Origin of the sequence: Chryseobacterium sp. MEBOG06 (assembly GCF_021869765.1) — a bacterium.
Lineage (GTDB): Bacteria > Bacteroidota > Bacteroidia > Flavobacteriales > Weeksellaceae > Chryseobacterium.
The window spans coordinates 3,653,262-3,669,523 of record NZ_CP084580.1; the positions used below are offsets into that span (position 1 = coordinate 3,653,262).

The 16,262-nt window shown below is 37.3% G+C and carries 16 protein-coding genes; 5 read left to right on the forward strand and 11 right to left on the reverse strand.

The features are described 5' to 3' along the window. Positions 1-48 precede the first annotated feature (48 nt). The 9 genes from LF887_RS16705 to LF887_RS16745 form a co-directional block, all read right to left on the reverse strand. Entirely contained in the window at positions 49-837 is a 789-nt protein-coding gene (locus LF887_RS16705; protein WP_236855391.1) for an urease accessory protein UreD, read from the reverse strand. Further along, positions 838-1,476 (reverse strand): urease accessory protein UreG, encoded by a 639-nt coding sequence (ureG, locus tag LF887_RS16710; protein WP_236855392.1) that lies wholly within the window; start codon positions 1,474-1,476, stop codon positions 838-840. Positions 1,477-1,616: 140 nt separating this feature from the next. Beyond that, positions 1,617-2,306 (reverse strand): urease accessory protein UreF, encoded by a 690-nt coding sequence (locus LF887_RS16715; RefSeq protein ID WP_236855393.1) that lies wholly within the window; start codon positions 2,304-2,306, stop codon positions 1,617-1,619. A gap of 1 nt (position 2,307) precedes the next feature. Continuing rightward, on the reverse strand, positions 2,308-2,817 hold the full coding sequence (gene ureE / locus LF887_RS16720) for an urease accessory protein UreE (RefSeq protein ID WP_236855394.1): 510 nt from the start codon (positions 2,815-2,817) through the stop codon (positions 2,308-2,310). Then, complete coding sequence (locus LF887_RS16725; RefSeq protein ID WP_236855395.1) at positions 2,807-3,454, reverse strand: hypothetical protein; 648 nt, start codon at positions 3,452-3,454, stop codon at positions 2,807-2,809. The genes ureE and LF887_RS16725 overlap by 11 nt, the downstream gene beginning before the upstream one ends. Before the next feature lie 118 nt (positions 3,455-3,572). Further along, entirely contained in the window at positions 3,573-5,294 is a 1,722-nt protein-coding gene (gene ureC / locus LF887_RS16730) for an urease subunit alpha (RefSeq protein ID WP_236855396.1), read from the reverse strand. A gap of 1 nt (position 5,295) precedes the next feature. Beyond that, positions 5,296-5,664 carry an urease subunit beta gene (gene ureB / locus LF887_RS16735; RefSeq protein ID WP_236855397.1) on the reverse strand — a complete coding sequence of 123 codons (369 nt, stop codon included), beginning with the start codon at positions 5,662-5,664 and terminating at the stop codon, positions 5,296-5,298. Between the two features lie 14 nt (positions 5,665-5,678). Continuing rightward, complete coding sequence (ureA, locus tag LF887_RS16740) at positions 5,679-5,981, reverse strand: urease subunit gamma (protein ID WP_089737134.1); 303 nt, start codon at positions 5,979-5,981, stop codon at positions 5,679-5,681. Positions 5,982-6,136: 155 nt separating this feature from the next. Continuing rightward, the gene (locus LF887_RS16745; RefSeq protein WP_236855398.1) at positions 6,137-6,502 is read right to left on the reverse strand and encodes a hypothetical protein; all 366 of its coding nucleotides are present in this window, start codon (positions 6,500-6,502) and stop codon (positions 6,137-6,139) included. 411 nt (positions 6,503-6,913) lie between these two features. Between LF887_RS16745 and pruA the strand changes: the two genes are divergently transcribed. Both pruA and LF887_RS16755 read left to right on the forward strand, forming a co-directional pair. Next, complete coding sequence (pruA, locus tag LF887_RS16750; RefSeq protein ID WP_236855399.1) at positions 6,914-8,539, forward strand: L-glutamate gamma-semialdehyde dehydrogenase; 1,626 nt, start codon at positions 6,914-6,916, stop codon at positions 8,537-8,539. Positions 8,540-8,798: 259 nt separating this feature from the next. Beyond that, on the forward strand, positions 8,799-9,008 hold the full coding sequence (locus LF887_RS16755; protein ID WP_236855400.1) for a hypothetical protein: 210 nt from the start codon (positions 8,799-8,801) through the stop codon (positions 9,006-9,008). 380 nt (positions 9,009-9,388) lie between these two features. On the opposite strand, the gene LF887_RS16760 is transcribed toward LF887_RS16755, so the two are convergent. Then, positions 9,389-11,014 carry an AraC family transcriptional regulator gene (locus LF887_RS16760; RefSeq protein WP_236855401.1) on the reverse strand — a complete coding sequence of 542 codons (1,626 nt, stop codon included), beginning with the start codon at positions 11,012-11,014 and terminating at the stop codon, positions 9,389-9,391. Positions 11,015-11,315: 301 nt separating this feature from the next. Between LF887_RS16760 and LF887_RS16765 the strand changes: the two genes are divergently transcribed. Next, a complete protein-coding gene (locus LF887_RS16765) occupies positions 11,316-12,476 on the forward strand; it encodes a thioredoxin family protein (RefSeq protein ID WP_236855402.1) in 1,161 nt (386 codons plus the stop codon). 129 nt (positions 12,477-12,605) lie between these two features. Here the strand turns inward: LF887_RS16765 and LF887_RS16770 are convergent, their stop codons facing one another. After that, entirely contained in the window at positions 12,606-13,628 is a 1,023-nt protein-coding gene (locus LF887_RS16770; protein WP_236855403.1) for a 3-oxoacyl-ACP synthase III family protein, read from the reverse strand. 73 nt (positions 13,629-13,701) lie between these two features. On the opposite strand from LF887_RS16770, the gene LF887_RS16775 reads away from it, so the two are divergent. Together LF887_RS16775 and LF887_RS16780 are read left to right on the forward strand one after the other, a co-directional pair. After that, positions 13,702-14,601 carry a CorA family divalent cation transporter gene (locus tag LF887_RS16775; RefSeq protein ID WP_236855404.1) on the forward strand — a complete coding sequence of 300 codons (900 nt, stop codon included), beginning with the start codon at positions 13,702-13,704 and terminating at the stop codon, positions 14,599-14,601. A 62-nt stretch (positions 14,602-14,663) separates the two neighbouring features. After that, complete coding sequence (locus tag LF887_RS16780) at positions 14,664-16,250, forward strand: patatin-like phospholipase family protein (RefSeq protein ID WP_236855405.1); 1,587 nt, start codon at positions 14,664-14,666, stop codon at positions 16,248-16,250. Positions 16,251-16,262 lie beyond the last annotated feature (12 nt).

Genomic DNA, 16,262 nt, shown 5'->3' on the forward strand with positions numbered 1-16,262 from the left:
TACTGAAAAAATGAAGTACGTTAACTTTGATAAGAATCATTTTAATTTTTATTCCAGTGACCAAAGGATTTCCTGAATATAAAGGAAGAAATTATACATCAGCTCTCCACCATGCCCTAAAGCTCTCACTACAAAACCATTATCTTCCATTGCAGAAACACCTACTTCCATTTCTTCATGATGCTGTGCTGCTGCTTCAACAACCTCATCAATCAGTGCATTCTTATCTACATTCTCCTTCGTACTGTAAAAGATTAAAGTTCCCTGATGGGTATACTGCTCCAGATTTCCGATGCTGCTGATGGGGATCAGATCCGGCTGAATCACCACATTGTCTTTTACTACCAGTTTATTGTTATGGTAGATTTCCATCAGATTCTGAAAACGTTTCAATTTGAAAACTTCTCCATAATGCTTTCTTCCGCAGGTAATGATCTCACTGATGATAATCTGGCTGTCTCTTCCGATATGAATATTGGCTTTACTTTTAAAGTTGGAATCTTCATGCGGCACTATAGGATGCGGAACATAGGCAAAGGAGGTTTCATCTTCCATTTTTACATTCAGTTCCTGCAAAGCTTTATCCTTCATATTGAACAATCTCTGATAAGACTGTGACTGCAACTGCAATGAGGATCCTTTTTCAAGAGCAACATCCAGATGATAATGGTCTCCATCCAGAATTCCCGGGGAGGAGCTCATCACCATCTGATAAAGCTTTTTGTCACTTTTTCTCTGTCCTACAGAAACAACTCTGAAAGGAAGTGAGACATAAAGATCTTTCACGTACGATTCTCCTCCCTTGAATCCTGCTATAATATTTAAGCGGCTATCCATCTATCTTACTAAGTTCGGTTCTTCAATTTCCTCTAAAAGAGCATATTTTTTAATCCAGCCGATCACTTTATCCAGACCTTCATCCGTTTTAAGGTTCGTGAATACAAACGGATTTCCTTTTCTCATCCTTCTTGCATCATTTTCCATTACTTCAAGACTCGCTCCTACATGCGGGGCAAGGTCAATTTTATTGATGATCAATAAGTCTGATCTTGTAATACCTGGGCCTCCTTTTCTAGGAATTTTTTCTCCTTCTGCAACATCAATAATAAAGATGGTAACGTCTGCAAGATCCGGACTGAAAGTTGCTGAAAGGTTATCACCTCCACTTTCAATAAGAACCAATTCAATATCCGGGAAACGTGCTGCCAGTTCATCCACTGCTTCAAGGTTCATACTTGCATCTTCACGGATTGCTGTGTGAGGGCAGCCTCCTGTTTCTACTCCGATAATTCTGTCATGAGGAAGAAGACTGTTTTTAGCCATAAACTCAGCATCTTCTTTGGTATAAATATCATTAGTAATTACTCCAAGATCATAGATCCCGAATAATTTTCTGCTTAAACGTTCCAGTAATGCAGTTTTTCCTGACCCTACAGGTCCTGCCACTCCTACTTTTATATATTTTCTATTTTCCATTTTTCTAAATTTTATTTTTTAGTGCAAAGAGCACTGATTTTTTTATTGATATTTTTTAAGGGTGATAAAGGCATTTCACTCAGTAAAGTATTTCCACTTCGTTCATCCCTGTTTCCTTTTATTTTTTTTTGTTCTGCTTTCTATGACATATAAAGTCTTGAGTAAAGTCTTTCATGCTGCATACATCTTATATCAAAAGCCGTATTACAAAGTCCTACCATATCTCTGTCCAGTTCCATGGTCTCCCAAACGGTCTTTTCCATTACGGGATACAGAGAAAAGAGAATATCCTGACCGTCAAGCTGTCCCAGAGGAACCAATTTTACAGCATTGGTGATCATCCCTGCAACCGAGGTATAATAGAATCCCAGCAGGGCTTCGTATAATGGTATTTTCATTAAATAAGCATATACTCCAAAAACGATACAATAATGAGAATTGGCTTCTTTATTCTGAACTGCTTTTTCAAAAGCCTCCATAAAAGGGAAACTTTCTCTTCTCTTGAATATCTTGATCAATCTCAGACCAAGCTTCTGACTGGCCTGACGGATTTCTTTCGGACATTTGATAGAATTACATTCATTATCAAGAAGTAAGAGAGCTTCTAAGTCCCCTTTTTCCGCTGCTTTATAAGCCAGTTTTACAAAAGCTCCGTCATTGAACTTAAGATTATACTGAAGCATATTCTGCACAAACTCTTTCGCGGTCTGTAAATTATGTACAATTCTTTCCTGTACATAGGTTTCAAGTCCGTTGGAATGGGTATAGCCACCAATAGGAAGTGTAGGATCTGCGAGATGAAGCAGTCCTGACAGAAAATTTATATTCATATTATTCATCTTTTGGGGCAGCCATTTTTAAGATTTTTGTAAATATTGTTGAACCCAGACTTCCATGCCCGTGAGGCTCAACGTTTGATTTAAGAAGATTAAGCAGCTTTACAGATTTCTTTTCCGGTTTGAACCCGCTTGCCTCCAGCCATCTGAACATGGGCATTTCGAAAGGCAGTAAAACTTTATCCTCCTGAATAAAAAGCGGAATATGTTTGTTTCCGATTTCATAACATACTGTTCCCATTTCCAGTAATGAACCCGGAGCCATTACAATAGCATCCGTCTCCAAAACATTAATGGCAACTATTTTTTCTGCATCCTCAAAAAGAATATCTCCTTCATGCAGGCGCTGCCCCTCTCTGAGAAACTTGATGGCAACATCGGTTCCCTGTCTGGTTTTTTTGCGCTGGATTCTTTTTGTTGTTTCAAACCATTCAAGATCAAGATAATCTATGGTTTTTGCTGTAGGATTTTCAGAGAGATTGCCTATGATTTGATTAATTATCATTTTGGGATTTTTTTCTGAAGTCTAAGTTTTTGGAAATTCCTACTCCGAACGTTGAACCACTGATTCCTGCTACATAGGTTTTTGTCCAGCCTTCCTCTTTTGTCTTGGTCTGAAGCATTGAAAGTTCTGCAAATTTGAATTTCAAAGCCCAGCCTCCTCCTAACAAAATTCCGATCAGTGGATAAGCACGAAGACGGAATCCGTTAAAATTCTGCATTGCATCCACAGCTCCTGACTGCTGCTGACCCCAAACATAATGAGCATCAACCTGGCCAATCAGTACAAAATATTTTCCAAGCATCAATGACGGGCTATACCAGATTCCTGCTTCATTCTGCTTATACAAAACTTTATGATCTACCGTATTTTGTGAGTAAGCATAGTTGACTCCGACAAGGTCATTATTATTGATAAAGTATCCCACTCCAAGGGGTGCGCTGGAAACGGTACTGCTGCTGCTGGATGGTGTAGTGATCTTGGAATAATCTAATGATCCGTAAACCATAAACTGGCCTTTTGGCCCCTCTTCATCACTTTTAAGTCTGTGTCCCCCCAGGAACTGAGCACTTAAATCCCCGGAAATCAAGGATATCCCGGCTATCGCAAGAGAAAAAACTGTTTTATTTAAATATTTCATTCTAAACTTAGTTCTATAGTGAGTTAAATTTTCTTTGGATAAATCTTTTGAAATCTTATTTAAACCTTATAGGTTTTGGAAACCTATAAGGTTTGATTTGCACTTTTCAGATTTATTTTTAGAACAAGTAGTATAACTGTGTTAAAGGAAGTGTTTCTGCCGGCTCGCAAGTGATGTACTCACCATCTACCGTAACTTTATAGTTTTCAGGATTTACTTCTATTAAAGGAGTCTTGTCGTTATGGATAAGATCTGCTTTAGAAATATTTCTACAGTTTTTCACAGGAAGGATCATTTTCTCCAATTTATAAGAAGCGATGGTTCCGTTATCAATAGAGATCTGAGAAACGAAGTTGGCACAGATACCGTATTTAGCTTTTCCGTGAGCCCCAAACATATTTCTGTAAATAACAGGCTGAGGTGTAGGAATAGATGCATTAGGATCTCCCATTTTAGCAGCAATTACAAATCCTCCTTTTACAATCATTTCAGGTTTTACCCCAAATAATGCAGGTTTCCAGATCACCAGGTCAGCTAATTTCCCTTCTTCAAGAGATCCCACATATTCTGAAATACCATGAGCAATAGCCGGGTTGATGGTATACTTCGCTACATATCTTTTGGCGCGGTAGTTATCATTGTCTGTATTCTGATCTTCTTCCAAAGCACCTCTCTGCTCCTTCATTTTGCTAGCCGTCTGCCATGTTCTGGTGATTACTTCGCCTGGTCTTCCCATTGCCTGAGAGTCGGAACTCATGATACTGAATACTCCCATATCATGCAGAATATCTTCTGCTGCAATCGTTTCAGGACGGATACGTGAATCTGCGAATGCCACATCTTCAGGAATATTTTTGCTCAAATGGTGGCACACCATCAACATATCTAGGTGCTCATCAATCGTATTGATTGTATAAGGACGTGTTGGGTTTGTGGAAGCAGGTAATACGTTGGGGTACATTGCTGCTTTAATGATGTCCGGTGCGTGCCCTCCACCAGCTCCTTCCGTATGGAAAGTATGGATTACTCTTCCGTTGATCGCTCTCATTGTATCTTCCAGGAAACCTCCTTCATTCAATGTATCTGTGTGGATGGCAACCTGAACGTCGTATTTATCCGCTACTTTTAGGGCGGCATCTATTGTTGCAGGAGTTGCTCCCCAGTCTTCGTGAATTTTCACTCCTAAAGCACCTGCTTCTACCTGCTCTTCGATAGGCTCCTCAGCAGAACAGTTTCCTTTTCCAAAGAACCCAAGATTCATAGGATATTCTTCTGCTGCTTCAAGCATTTTCTGCATATTGAATTTCCCTGGAGTAACGGTTGTAGCATTTGTCCCGTCATTCGGTCCTGTACCACCACCAATCATCGTGGTAATTCCACTGTATAAAGAGGTCTCGATCTGCTGTGGGCAGATGTAGTGAATGTGGGTATCTATTCCTCCCGCTGTTACGATATATCCTTTTCCACCATGAACTTCAGTAGAAGCACCAATGATCATATTAGGAGATACACCATCCATCGTATCAGGGTTTCCGGCTTTTCCTATTCCCACGATCTTACCGTCTTTTATTCCGATATCACCTTTTACAATTCCCCAGTGGTCAATGATTACTGCTCCTGTGATGCAAAGGTCCAAAACCCCTTCGTCTCTTTTTGCAGTAACGTTCTGCCCCATTCCGTCACGTACGGTTTTTCCACCTCCGAAAACAGCCTCGTCTCCGTAATGGGTGAAATCTTTTTCAATTTCAATTATAATTTCAGTATCTCCCAGTCTGATTTTATCTCCGGCTGTAGGACCTAATATATTGGCGTATTGCTTTCTATCTACGTTTAAGCTCATCTTAGTGATTTTTAAAGTTTAACTCTTCAATTTTTGCAAGGCTTACTTTTTTCTGTTCTTCAGAATCTACCTGTCCGTCAACAAGGTTATTAAAGCCCATTGCTTTTTTAGTACCTCCTATTTCTACCAGTTCCACATCTTTTTCTTCTCCCGGTTCGAAACGTACTGCAGTACTTGCTACAATGTTCAGTCTCTTTCCAAAGGCTTTTTCGCGGTCAAAGCTCATTGCCTTATTTACTTCGAAAAAGTGAAAATGTGAACCTACCTGAATAGGACGGTCTCCGGTATTTGTTACTTTTATTTTGACAGTTTCTCTGCCTTCATTGCAGATAATAATGCCTTCTTTTACGAAAATTTCTCCTGGTATCATAATAGAAATAGGTATTAACGGATTGGGTTGTGTACGGTTACCAGCTTCGTTCCATCAGGGAATGTTGCTTCAATCTGAACATCGTGGATCATATCTGCCACGCCGGGCATCACATCATCTTTGGTAAGAAGATTAGCGCCTTCCTGCATCAGTTCAGCGACTCTCTTTCCGTCTCTTGCTCCTTCAAGCAAAAAATGGCTAATCAATGCTATTGATTCTGGATAGTTTAATTTAAGGCCTCTGGCCTTTCTTTTTAGAGCCAGCTCTCCTGCCAGAAATAGCATAAGCTTCTCCGTTTCTCTCGGTGTTAAGTGCATAGTATTTTTATTTAAAATTGGACAAACAGTATCCGGTTCGTCTTTCTATAAAGACAAATAGGAATGTTTAAAAATGTAAAGTGAGGAATGATGCCTACTGATCTGTATTTACACAATACAAACCATAAAGGGTCATTGAAAAATTTAAAATAGGATTAGCAGCCTGCTATTTGCAGGGAATGATACAGAATGTACCTTGGTGCTGTAATATAGACACGGTTTTTAACGGCCGCAACCGGTATATTATGAGAATAATCTGCAAAAAAATAGTGAAGCCACTGCTGTGCAAGTATTGAATAGTCAAATTTTACCTTCTCCCAATCGTTGGAATCCTGAGCATCCTGAGCATCTGTAAAACTATAAATTTCAGGCTGGGTCTGCTGATCCGATTTTTGCTGAAGAAGATGAATTTTTGAAAGGATATCAGAGTATGATTCAGTTTTCCCTTTATGTGCAAAAAGACCTGCACACAATGCTGAGAAAAATAATACAAAAGAGAAAAATAGGACTCTTTTTTTCATACCTGTTAATAATGATGTAAAAGTAGGACAATCTTAAAACTCTGGCTATCAAAAAATTTATTTAAAATGTTCAAAATCGCAACAAACGTAATTTTATATATTTTTAACATTTAGCCATAAATCCTTTATTTACAGTATAAAAGTGTAAGATTTGAACTATGACAAATATTTTATTGTCCCTATTCCCGCAATTATACTCCATCGATCTTTATTTTCCATAAATCTAAAAAATTGAATAAATTCATTAAACATTCTTAGTATAAAGCATTAAAAACACCTTTAATGATAAAAATTATCAGGCTAAAAAGTTTATTCCATAAAAAAAGGCGGTATTTTTTCTTTTCTTATAATTATCGTAAATTTGTATACAACATACTTAGTAAAATTTAATAAAAATAATAAAAACGTAATATGTCAAAAGCAATTTCGCAAGTGCCATTAGCAGTAAACGAGCCGGTAAGTTCATATGTACCTGGATCTCCCGAAGTTAAAAGCCTTATCAGTACCTATAAAAAAATGTGGTCTGAAAAGGTAGAAATTCCAATGATCATCAATGGTAAAGAAGTAAAAACTGACAATAAAGTACAGCTTCAGTCTCCTCAGGATCATGCTCACGACTTCGGATTTTATTACCAAGGGGGTATGCAGCATGTGGATGACGCTATCAACGCGGCATTGGCAGCTAAAAAAGAGTGGAATGAACTAGGCTGGGAACAGCGTGCAGCAATTTTCCTGAAAGCAGCTGATCTTTTAGCTGGCCCTTACAGAGACGTCATCAATGCAGCAACAATGATTGGACAGTCTAAAAATGTACACCAGGCAGAAATTGACGCAGCTTGTGAGTTCATTGACTTCCTAAGATTCAACGTAGAATTCATGACTGAAATGTATTCTGAGCAGCCTGTTTCTGACGATGGAATCTGGAACCGCGTAGAGTACAGACCATTAGAAGGATTCTGTTTTGCAGTAACTCCGTTCAACTTTACGGCCATTTCAGGAAACCTTCCTACGTGTATGGCAATGCTAGGAAACGTAGTCGTTTGGAAGCCTTCTGACAAGCAGGTTTATTCTGCAAAAGTAATTATGGATGTATTGGTAGAAGCTGGTCTTCCTGCCGGTGTTATCAATATGATCTTTACCGATGGAAAAGAAACTGCTGAAAAAGTATTGGCACATAAAGATTTTGCAGGTCTTCACTTCACTGGTTCTACAAAAGTATTCCAGGGAATGTGGAAAATGATCGGTGACAATATTCACAACTACAGAACATATCCAAGAATTGTAGGGGAAACCGGTGGTAAAGATTTTGTAATCGCTCATCCATCTGCTAATGTAGAAGCTGTAGCTACTGCTTTGGTAAGAGGTTCTTTCGAATATCAGGGACAAAAGTGTTCTGCGGCTTCAAGAGCTTATGTTCCTAAGTCTCTTTGGGCTGATGTGAAAAAAGTAATGGAAGCTCAGATGAGTACAATTAAAATTGGTTCTCCTGAAGATCCGTCTAACTTTGTGAATGCAGTAATCGACAAAAATTCTTTCGAAAAATGTAAAGGATATATCGACAGAGCTAATGCATCTGGTGAAGCTACTGTAGCGATCGGTGGAAAAGTTGATGATTCTAAAGGATGGTTTGTACACCCTACAGTAATTGAAACTACAAATCCTCAATACGAAAGTATGGTAGAAGAGATCTTCGGGCCTATCTTATCTGTATTTGTTTATGAAGATCAGGACTGGAAAGAAACGCTTAAAATAGTTGATTCTTCTTCTCCTTATTCATTGACAGGTTCTGTATTCGCTCAAGACCGTTACGCGATCAATGAGGCTTATAAGGCATTGGAAAATGCATCAGGAAACTTCTACATCAACGACAAACCAACGGGTGCTGTAGTAGGACAGCAGCCTTTCGGTGGTGGTAGAGCTTCAGGAACTAACGATAAAGCGGGTTCTAAAATGAATCTTCTAAGATGGACTTCTGTAAGAAGTATAAAAGAAACTTTTGTTTCTCCAAAAGACTACAAATATCCATTCCTTGGATAATAATAACAGGTCATAAGTAATTATTGACTCTAAATACGGCCCCGGAATTTTAGTTCCGGGGCTTTTTTATGCATAAGAAATCGGAAAATGCTGCTGCTTTTTTGATTTTATAGATCAGCTAAAGGATTATACATTGTATCTGCATTTGAAAACAGATTAAAGCCTATCCTATTAAGTTTTCACAAAAGAATCTGTTAATTTTATAATCTGTTAATAAAATCACTATATTTGGGTAACATCAAACAATAAAAATAGGATTATGAAAAAACTCTGGATAGCAACTATTCTAGGAATTCTTTTTCTGGGAAGCTGTGCTCAAAACAAGGAAAAAAGAGAGGAATATAAAGATGCCCATGATAAGGATTCTTTAAGAAACAGAATGGGCGATTCTGCAGTAGCCAATTCTGAACCCTCCCCCACAACTCCAAATACTTCAAAAGCCAAAGCCGACAGTGCAAAAACGAAATAAAATCACAAATCCACAGAATATCTGTGGATTTGCACTTAAAAAAACTTGACTGAAAAAAAACCGGGCAATCAACCCCGATTATAGGTTATGGTCCGAAGATTCGGATCAGTATATTTTTTAGCAGATAAAAACCGGAGTCTTGATTATTTCAGAATCCTGAAGTGTAATAAGTAGTAATGTCTGAAGTTTCATAGCCTGATAGTTTCCGTCTTATTTCATCTCAAAAAAGAACAGGAGCTTTTTAAAAGAAAAAGAGACAGCCTGTAAAGTCATATCCCATAAAACTGGCGCAAATATAGGATAGTAATGGCATTCTTTAAAACAATAGGTTGTCCATTTTCATGAAAATGGCAAGATATAATCAAAAACAGGATCTCCCTTTAATCATTTTCCTGAAAATGAACATTTTTATCTGATTGATTTTCAGACTCCAGATATTTAATATAAGCTGATGGCGAATAATCTGTGACCACTTTAAAGATAGCTGCAAATTTACTGTGTGAAGAAAACCCACATTCGTCAGCAAGAATACTGATCTTGTATTGTCTGTACTTTTCATCATTGATCAGTTTATCGACAATATAGTTGATTCTTAAGCGGTTGACATAAGTTTTGAAATCAGCATTTTTATGCTGATTAATCACATATGAAAGGTATTTCGTATTGGTATTCAGTTCTCCTGCAAGAAAGGAAAGAGACATTCCTTTGTTATTATAAAGATTTCCTTTTTCAAATTCCTCAAGCAGTTCAAGCAGTTTTGACTCTGTTTCGGAAGTCATCAGAGATTCGTTTCTTTTTCTACCTTCTTCAGAATCTTTCTCGGCAATTTCTTCAACAGAGATGTTGGAAAATTCAGCAGGATCGGAAGATGACAGATGGTAATTGTTTTTACTGATCAGATTGGATTGTGTTCTTATAATATTTCTTAATTTGGAACGCTGTCTCTTCTGTTTTATTTTAAAGAATATAATCAGGGAAACCAATGAAACAAACAGAATAATGATGGCTATATTTTTTGCCACATTCATTTGTCCGCTTCCTTTATTATTTTTACCATTAGAACCTTCTTTGCTCTGACCAATAAATGTATGATTACGGGCTGCAATACTATCATATGCTCTGACATATTTCACGGCATATAAAGAAGCTTTAAAATTATCTCCTATCCCTTCGTAATAATCATTAATATTAGAATAAACTGCTTTTTTAAGCTTAAGACTTCTGGAAGTATCTGCTATTTTTTCTGCTTTTTTAAGGTAAAGCTCTGCATCTTTCCAGTTTTTCTGTTTCAGGCGTATTCCACCCAGTCCGTTATAAACCAGTCCAAGGGTACAGCTTCCCTTTTTTAGTAACTGCTCTGCTTTTCTATAATACTTTTCGGAAACGGGATATTCATTCAGTTTAAAATAAACATCTCCCAAAACCTGATACGAAGCGGCCTCCGTGCGGCTTTCAATCTGGCTGTCTATTTTTTCAAAATATTTGAGGGAAAATTCTACGTACTGTATTGCATTGTAATAATTCCCAAGTTCCATTTCATAAAAAGCCATTTCCTGATTCAGAAGTCCTGCTGCCTCATTTCTTTTTTCAAAACTGGAGATCTGCTTTGAAGCTTCCAGCCCTTTTAATATATATTTCTTTGCTCTTTCGTATAACCCTACCTGTCTATATTGTCTGGCCAATAACCTACTCACATCCGCCATCCATTCCGGATTGTTGAACTGATTGATTAATGAATGGGCGTTTTCACTGTAGCATATCGCTTTTTTAAGTTCATCTGCGTGATGGTAAAGCTCTGAAGAAAGCATCAGGCTCTTAACCTTTTCTGAGGGTGCCTGGGCCGCTATATAAAGAGAATCCGCAGTTTTAAAGGCTTTAGGTAAATCTTTATAGGCAGTGATGGAAGAAGTTCTGTCACAGATCTGATCAAAGTCGTTTTTTTTCTGGGAAAATATGGGGATTGCTGCGGTGAGCAAAAACAAAAGGGGCAGTAGATGTTTAGACATAGAAAAACAAATTATTATTCTTATTTTATAATAATTCATCATTAGTTTCACTTGGTGTCTTTTTGTTTTTTACAAAATTAGTAATATTTTACTTTTAATTAAAACATTCTATTGAAATTTAATCATTTAACCTAAAACATCATTTTACATTAATTTTAATAATTAGACAAAAACAATAAACGATTATCTTTCATACGAGCCTATCCCTATATTAAAAACACGGTTCCTGTATAATTATTTTTAATATGACCTGCCTAAATGTTATCATATTTATTACATTTGCATGGAATAAAAAGTTCATATGAAAAAAATAATGCTGATTTCAGCTCTCTTTATAGGTGCCTTTGCATGGGCGCAGGGAATAAAATTCGAGGACAGCAACTTCGCAGCTATCGTTGCGAAAGCAAAAAAAGAAAACAAACTGATCTTTGTAGATGCTTACGCTTCGTGGTGTGGACCATGTAAACTGATGGTGAAAAATGTTTTCCCTCTTAAAGCAGTAGGAGACTATTACAATTCTCACTTTATCAATGCTAAAATCGACATGGAAAAAGGAGAAGGAATAGAGCTGGCAAAAAAGTACAACGTAAAAGCATTCCCTACATACCTTTTTATCAATGGTAAAGGCGAAGCAGTACACAGAACTCTTGGATATGTGGAGGAAAACGACTTTATCCAGTTTGCCAAAGATGCTGAAGATCCAAATAAAAGACTGACCTCTTTAAAAGAGCAATTCGAAAAGGGCGAAAAGGATCAGGAATTTTTAAAAAATCTTGCCGGACTTACGATCTATAATGATCCTCAGTTTGCAGGAAAGGTACTTAACCGTTATTTTCAACAAAAACAAACTTTAGATCAGGATGATGTTCAAATGCTTCTTTCAGGAACTCAAACTACAGACAGCCCTTTATACAAGACTTTTCAGGATAAAAAAGCAGATATTTTAAAATTTCTTCCAGAAGAAAAGTACGAAGGTATTAACAAGAATATCAAGCTGAATACAGTAGCCCAAAAGGCCTATAATGCCGACACAAAAACATGGAATGAAACTTATTTCATGACAGAAACTCAGAAATTTCTAAGTAAAGAAGAGGCAGACAAGATCTTTAAAAGGATGAAGGCCAACAGAGCTTTGAAAAACAAAGATATTCCGGTTTATGAAAAGCTGATTCTGGAACTATACCAGGACTACTCTGGGGCAAGTTCTCAGGAGCTGAACTCTCTTGCATGGAATTTCTTTGAAAATGTAAATAATAAAGCTTCCCTTGAAAAAGCCATTGCCTGGGCACAAGAATCTGTAAAAAAAGATCAGAACTTTGCCAATACAGATACTTTGGCTAATCTTTACAATAAGGTAGGTGATAAGAAAAATGCCAAAATGTGGGCTGAAAAGTCTGTTGAACTGGCAAAAACTTCAGGAGAGGATTCGTCTGACACTGAAAAATTACTAAAAAGCCTTTAGTTAAATAATACATAAAATAAGAAACCGCAGAACGATTAGTTCTGCGGTTTCTTATTTTTCATTGCTAAGATTCCCCCTTTCAAGTTTCTCATTTTAGGATGGGAATCTTAATATTGAGTTTTGGTATTATTAATATTCAAACAATACGCTTCCCCACGTGAATCCACTTCCAAAAGCTGAAAGAAGAACCAAATCTCCTCTTTTGATTTTCCCCTGTTCAATAGCCTCACTTAAGGCAATTGGAATAGAAGCAGCTGTTGTATTTCCATATTTCTGGATATTATTGAAGATTTTATCATCCGGTAACCCGAATTTCTGCTGAACAAACTGGGCAATTCTAAGGTTTGCCTGATGTGGAATAAACATATCGAGATCTTCAATTGTTTTTCCTGCCTTATCTAATGCTTCCATCATTGTTTCCGGGAATCTTGTTACCGCATGTTTGAATACAAAATTTCCGTTCATGATTGGATATACTTCCTTATCCGTTACATTCTCCGGCTCTTTTCTCATCCTGTCGCTCCATCCATATTTAGAACCTGGAAACTGCGTACACAATTCATCAGCATATTTCCCTTCAGAATGCATATTTACAGCTAAAATATCTCCTGCATTTTCATCTTCTACAGCAGAGAGTACCACTGCTCCTGCCCCATCTCCGAAAATCACAGAAACTCCTCTTCCCGCATCAGAAAAATCCAGACCGAAAGAATGAACTTCTGCTCCTACAACAAGGATGTTCTTATAGATACCGGATTTAATAAATGCATTGGCAACACTCATAGAGTAGACAAATCCTGAACATTGGTTTCTCACATCCAGCGCTCCGATGGTATCACAGCCTAACATCTCCTGAAGCAATACTCCACATCCCGGAAAATAATAATCCGGAGAAAGTGTTGCAAAAATAATATAATCAATATCTTTAGCAGTCAAACCTGCTTTTTCAAGTGCTTTTTCAGAAGCTTTACATCCAAGATAGGCAGTTGTTTCCTGAGAATCATTCCTGTTTTTACGATGTCTTCTTTCTTTAATACCTGTCCTCTCTGTAATCCATTCATCATTGGTTGTCATTACCTGGGACAGGTCATCATTGGTAACAACATTATCTGGAACATAAAATCCTACTCCTTTTATGGTACTTTTAATCATATAGTTTTTTAATTTTGGCAAAGATAAAACTTATTTAAAACATAGTATTTCAAAATATTAGTATTTTTACTTTATGCCAATTGATACAATATACAGAAGCTCCCAGTGTGAATGGGTAGATGTGGAGGCTCCTACAGCAGAAGACCTGAAATTTCTTCATGAGAGATACGAAATCAACAATCTCCTTCTTGAAGATACCATAGACCCCAATCACCTTCCAAAATATGAAGAAGATGGGAATGTGAAATTCTTCCTTCTCCGTGAAAGTACCGAGCTGGAAAGAAAAAATCTCAATACCATCAGTGATATCAGCACCAAAATAGGAATTTTCCTAGTGGGTAAAACCATTATCACCATCCACAGGATGAAAACCCGAAGCATTTCTGAAACGAAAAAGAAACTCTCTGTGCTGAAGGAAGAAGCAACCCCTCAAAAAGTAGCTTTAATGATCGCTATCCTCATTATGAAAAGTTTTGATGATGAGTCGCTAAGCCTAATGGAAACTATGGATAATATTGAAAATGAAATTTTCCTTAAAAATACCAATCACACAAGCCAGATCAGACGTCTTTATAAACTAAAACGAAAGTCCGGGCTGAATTCAAGGGTATTGGTTATTTCCACAGATGCTATTGATAAGTTCAAACTTCTGGACCTTCAGGATTCCGAAATTGTCGATTTAAAGGATAAGCATAAAGACGTAGTGGCCGATTTTGATCATTTAAATATTCAGATTACCAACCTTATTTCAATGTTTCTGGCACTTTCAGATCAAAAGGCCAACCAGGTTATGAAGGTTCTTGCCATCTATTCGGTTTATTTCTTACCGATCACTTTTATTGCAGGGGTTTATGGTATGAACTTTGAAAATATGCCCGAGCTTCATCATAAACATGGCTATTTTATAACATTAGGAGTAATGGCAACGGTTGTGATCAGTACTTTTATCTACGTAAGGCGCAGACAATGGTAACTTTACGCAATGAGTGTTTATTTTTTAACACTCGCTTTTAAGCACTATAAAACCAAAATACCATGAAAACTGAGGATCTTAATAAAATTCTGGAAGATGATTCCCTTTCTGAGGCTTCTAAAGAAAAGCTTGCTGCTTTGCATCTCAACATCTCCTCCAAAGAGTTCTCTGATCTTTTGGATGCAAATGGTAATCAGTATATAGAATTTGTACAGGAAGGAGGAGGTGTCTGGGGAAGTGCACTGGTAGGTTATCTTTATGGTTTAGAAACCTTTGGAATCCGTTTTTTGAAAATTGCAGGAACCAGTGCCGGAGCTATTAATACGGTGCTTATAGCAGCCTGTAAAACCAAAGAGGAGCCGAAAAGCGAATTAATTAAAGAGATTCTTTTCAATTGGGATTTTTCGGATTTTATGGATGGGAAAACCTATGTAAAAACTACTCTTCATGCGATACTGAATAATAAAAATTTCTTTAAAATCAATGCTATTATAGCTGTAGCATTTTTTGTTATCCTTATCAGTATTCCTTTTGTCACTCATTCAGAAACTATTCTGAATGCCAAACTGATGTTTTTAATTCCGTTGGTTCCGGCTATTATGCTCTTTTTCTGCATTCAAAAACTATACAACAATTTCAGAAAAGAGAACAGCGGGCTCAATCCCGGAAATACTTTTCAGAACACCATGAAAAGTGCACTGGAAGGCTTTGGAATAGACACCGTTGCCAGCCTTAACGAAAAATTCATTCGGAAAGAATGGGATCTGAACCTCAGCTACCGATATGGAAACGGTCAGGAATATTATACAATGGCTCTGCAAAGCATAGAAAAGATAAAAACTAAAAACCAGGAGCATATTGACCAGACGAGATATAGGATTTTCTACGAAAGTGCTGTCAATAATGATTACTACAAAAACAATCCATTTTATCTTCTCCGATCTGAGTACATTGTTATTACAACCGACATCAATGCTAAAATAAAAGTGGAACTTCCCACAATGGCCAATCTGTACTGGTCTGAAGAGGAGCTGAAACATATCAGCCCGGCAGATTTTGTAAGAGCTTCCATGTCTGTTCCTTTTTTCTTTGAACCCTTTCAAAAAGTGATCAATAAAGAAGAAGATTCTGTAAAATATGCATGGAGATACTGGATGAATACAAAACAAAATGAGATCAACCCCGTGGGAATCTTCATTGATGGCGGAAGCATTTCGAATTTTCCTATTGATCTTTTTCATGCGGATGAAGTTTTCTATCCCAGGTTACCTCTTTTCGGGGTACAGCTTACCAATGATTCTGATCTGCTTTCTGAAAAAGGAAAAACAAGTGAAGAAATCCTAAAAAGTCCTTTTAGCTATGCCGGAAACATCATCAGTACTTTAAAAGGATTCAATGATAAAACGTTCCTTACCAAGCATACATTCTACAGGTTGTACAGCATACAGACCGTCAACTGTGGTACCAGCAGCTGGCTGAATTTCTTTATGAAAAAAGAAGAGAAGGAAGAACTTTTCAACAAAGGGTTTCAGGCGGCCCTTGACTTTCTCAATCAATTTGACTGGGAAAAATATAAGTATGAGCGAATGATGCTTTCTATGAAAGAGAAAAAAATACTTAAGGAAGAGGATACCCCAACGGTGGGATAAGGACTTTTAAGT

Bases quoted from the DNA above. Each gene is read 5' to 3' on its own strand.
- ureG (WP_236855392.1), bottom strand. From the start codon at position 1,476: ATGGAAAATAGAAAATATATAAAAGTAGGAGTGGCAGGACCTGTAGGG.
- LF887_RS16745 (WP_236855398.1), bottom strand. From the start codon at position 6,502: ATGAAAAAAAGAGTCCTATTTTTCTCTTTTGTATTATTTTTCTCAGCA.
- LF887_RS16755 (WP_236855400.1), top strand. From the start codon at position 8,799: ATGAAAAAACTCTGGATAGCAACTATTCTAGGAATTCTTTTTCTGGGA.
- LF887_RS16780 (WP_236855405.1), top strand. From the start codon at position 14,664: ATGAAAACTGAGGATCTTAATAAAATTCTGGAAGATGATTCCCTTTCT.
- LF887_RS16770 (WP_236855403.1), bottom strand. From the start codon at position 13,628: ATGATTAAAAGTACCATAAAAGGAGTAGGATTTTATGTTCCAGATAAT.
- LF887_RS16760 (WP_236855401.1), bottom strand. From the start codon at position 11,014: ATGTCTAAACATCTACTGCCCCTTTTGTTTTTGCTCACCGCAGCAATC.
- ureA (WP_089737134.1), bottom strand. From the start codon at position 5,981: ATGCACTTAACACCGAGAGAAACGGAGAAGCTTATGCTATTTCTGGCA.
- LF887_RS16725 (WP_236855395.1), bottom strand. From the start codon at position 3,454: ATGAAATATTTAAATAAAACAGTTTTTTCTCTTGCGATAGCCGGGATA.
- ureB (WP_236855397.1), bottom strand. From the start codon at position 5,664: ATGATACCAGGAGAAATTTTCGTAAAAGAAGGCATTATTATCTGCAAT.
- LF887_RS16705 (WP_236855391.1), bottom strand. From the start codon at position 837: ATGGATAGCCGCTTAAATATTATAGCAGGATTCAAGGGAGGAGAATCG.
- LF887_RS16715 (WP_236855393.1), bottom strand. From the start codon at position 2,306: ATGAATATAAATTTTCTGTCAGGACTGCTTCATCTCGCAGATCCTACA.
- ureE (WP_236855394.1), bottom strand. From the start codon at position 2,817: ATGATAATTAATCAAATCATAGGCAATCTCTCTGAAAATCCTACAGCA.
- LF887_RS16765 (WP_236855402.1), top strand. From the start codon at position 11,316: ATGAAAAAAATAATGCTGATTTCAGCTCTCTTTATAGGTGCCTTTGCA.
- pruA (WP_236855399.1), top strand. From the start codon at position 6,914: ATGTCAAAAGCAATTTCGCAAGTGCCATTAGCAGTAAACGAGCCGGTA.
- LF887_RS16775 (WP_236855404.1), top strand. From the start codon at position 13,702: ATGCCAATTGATACAATATACAGAAGCTCCCAGTGTGAATGGGTAGAT.
- ureC (WP_236855396.1), bottom strand. From the start codon at position 5,294: ATGAGCTTAAACGTAGATAGAAAGCAATACGCCAATATATTAGGTCCT.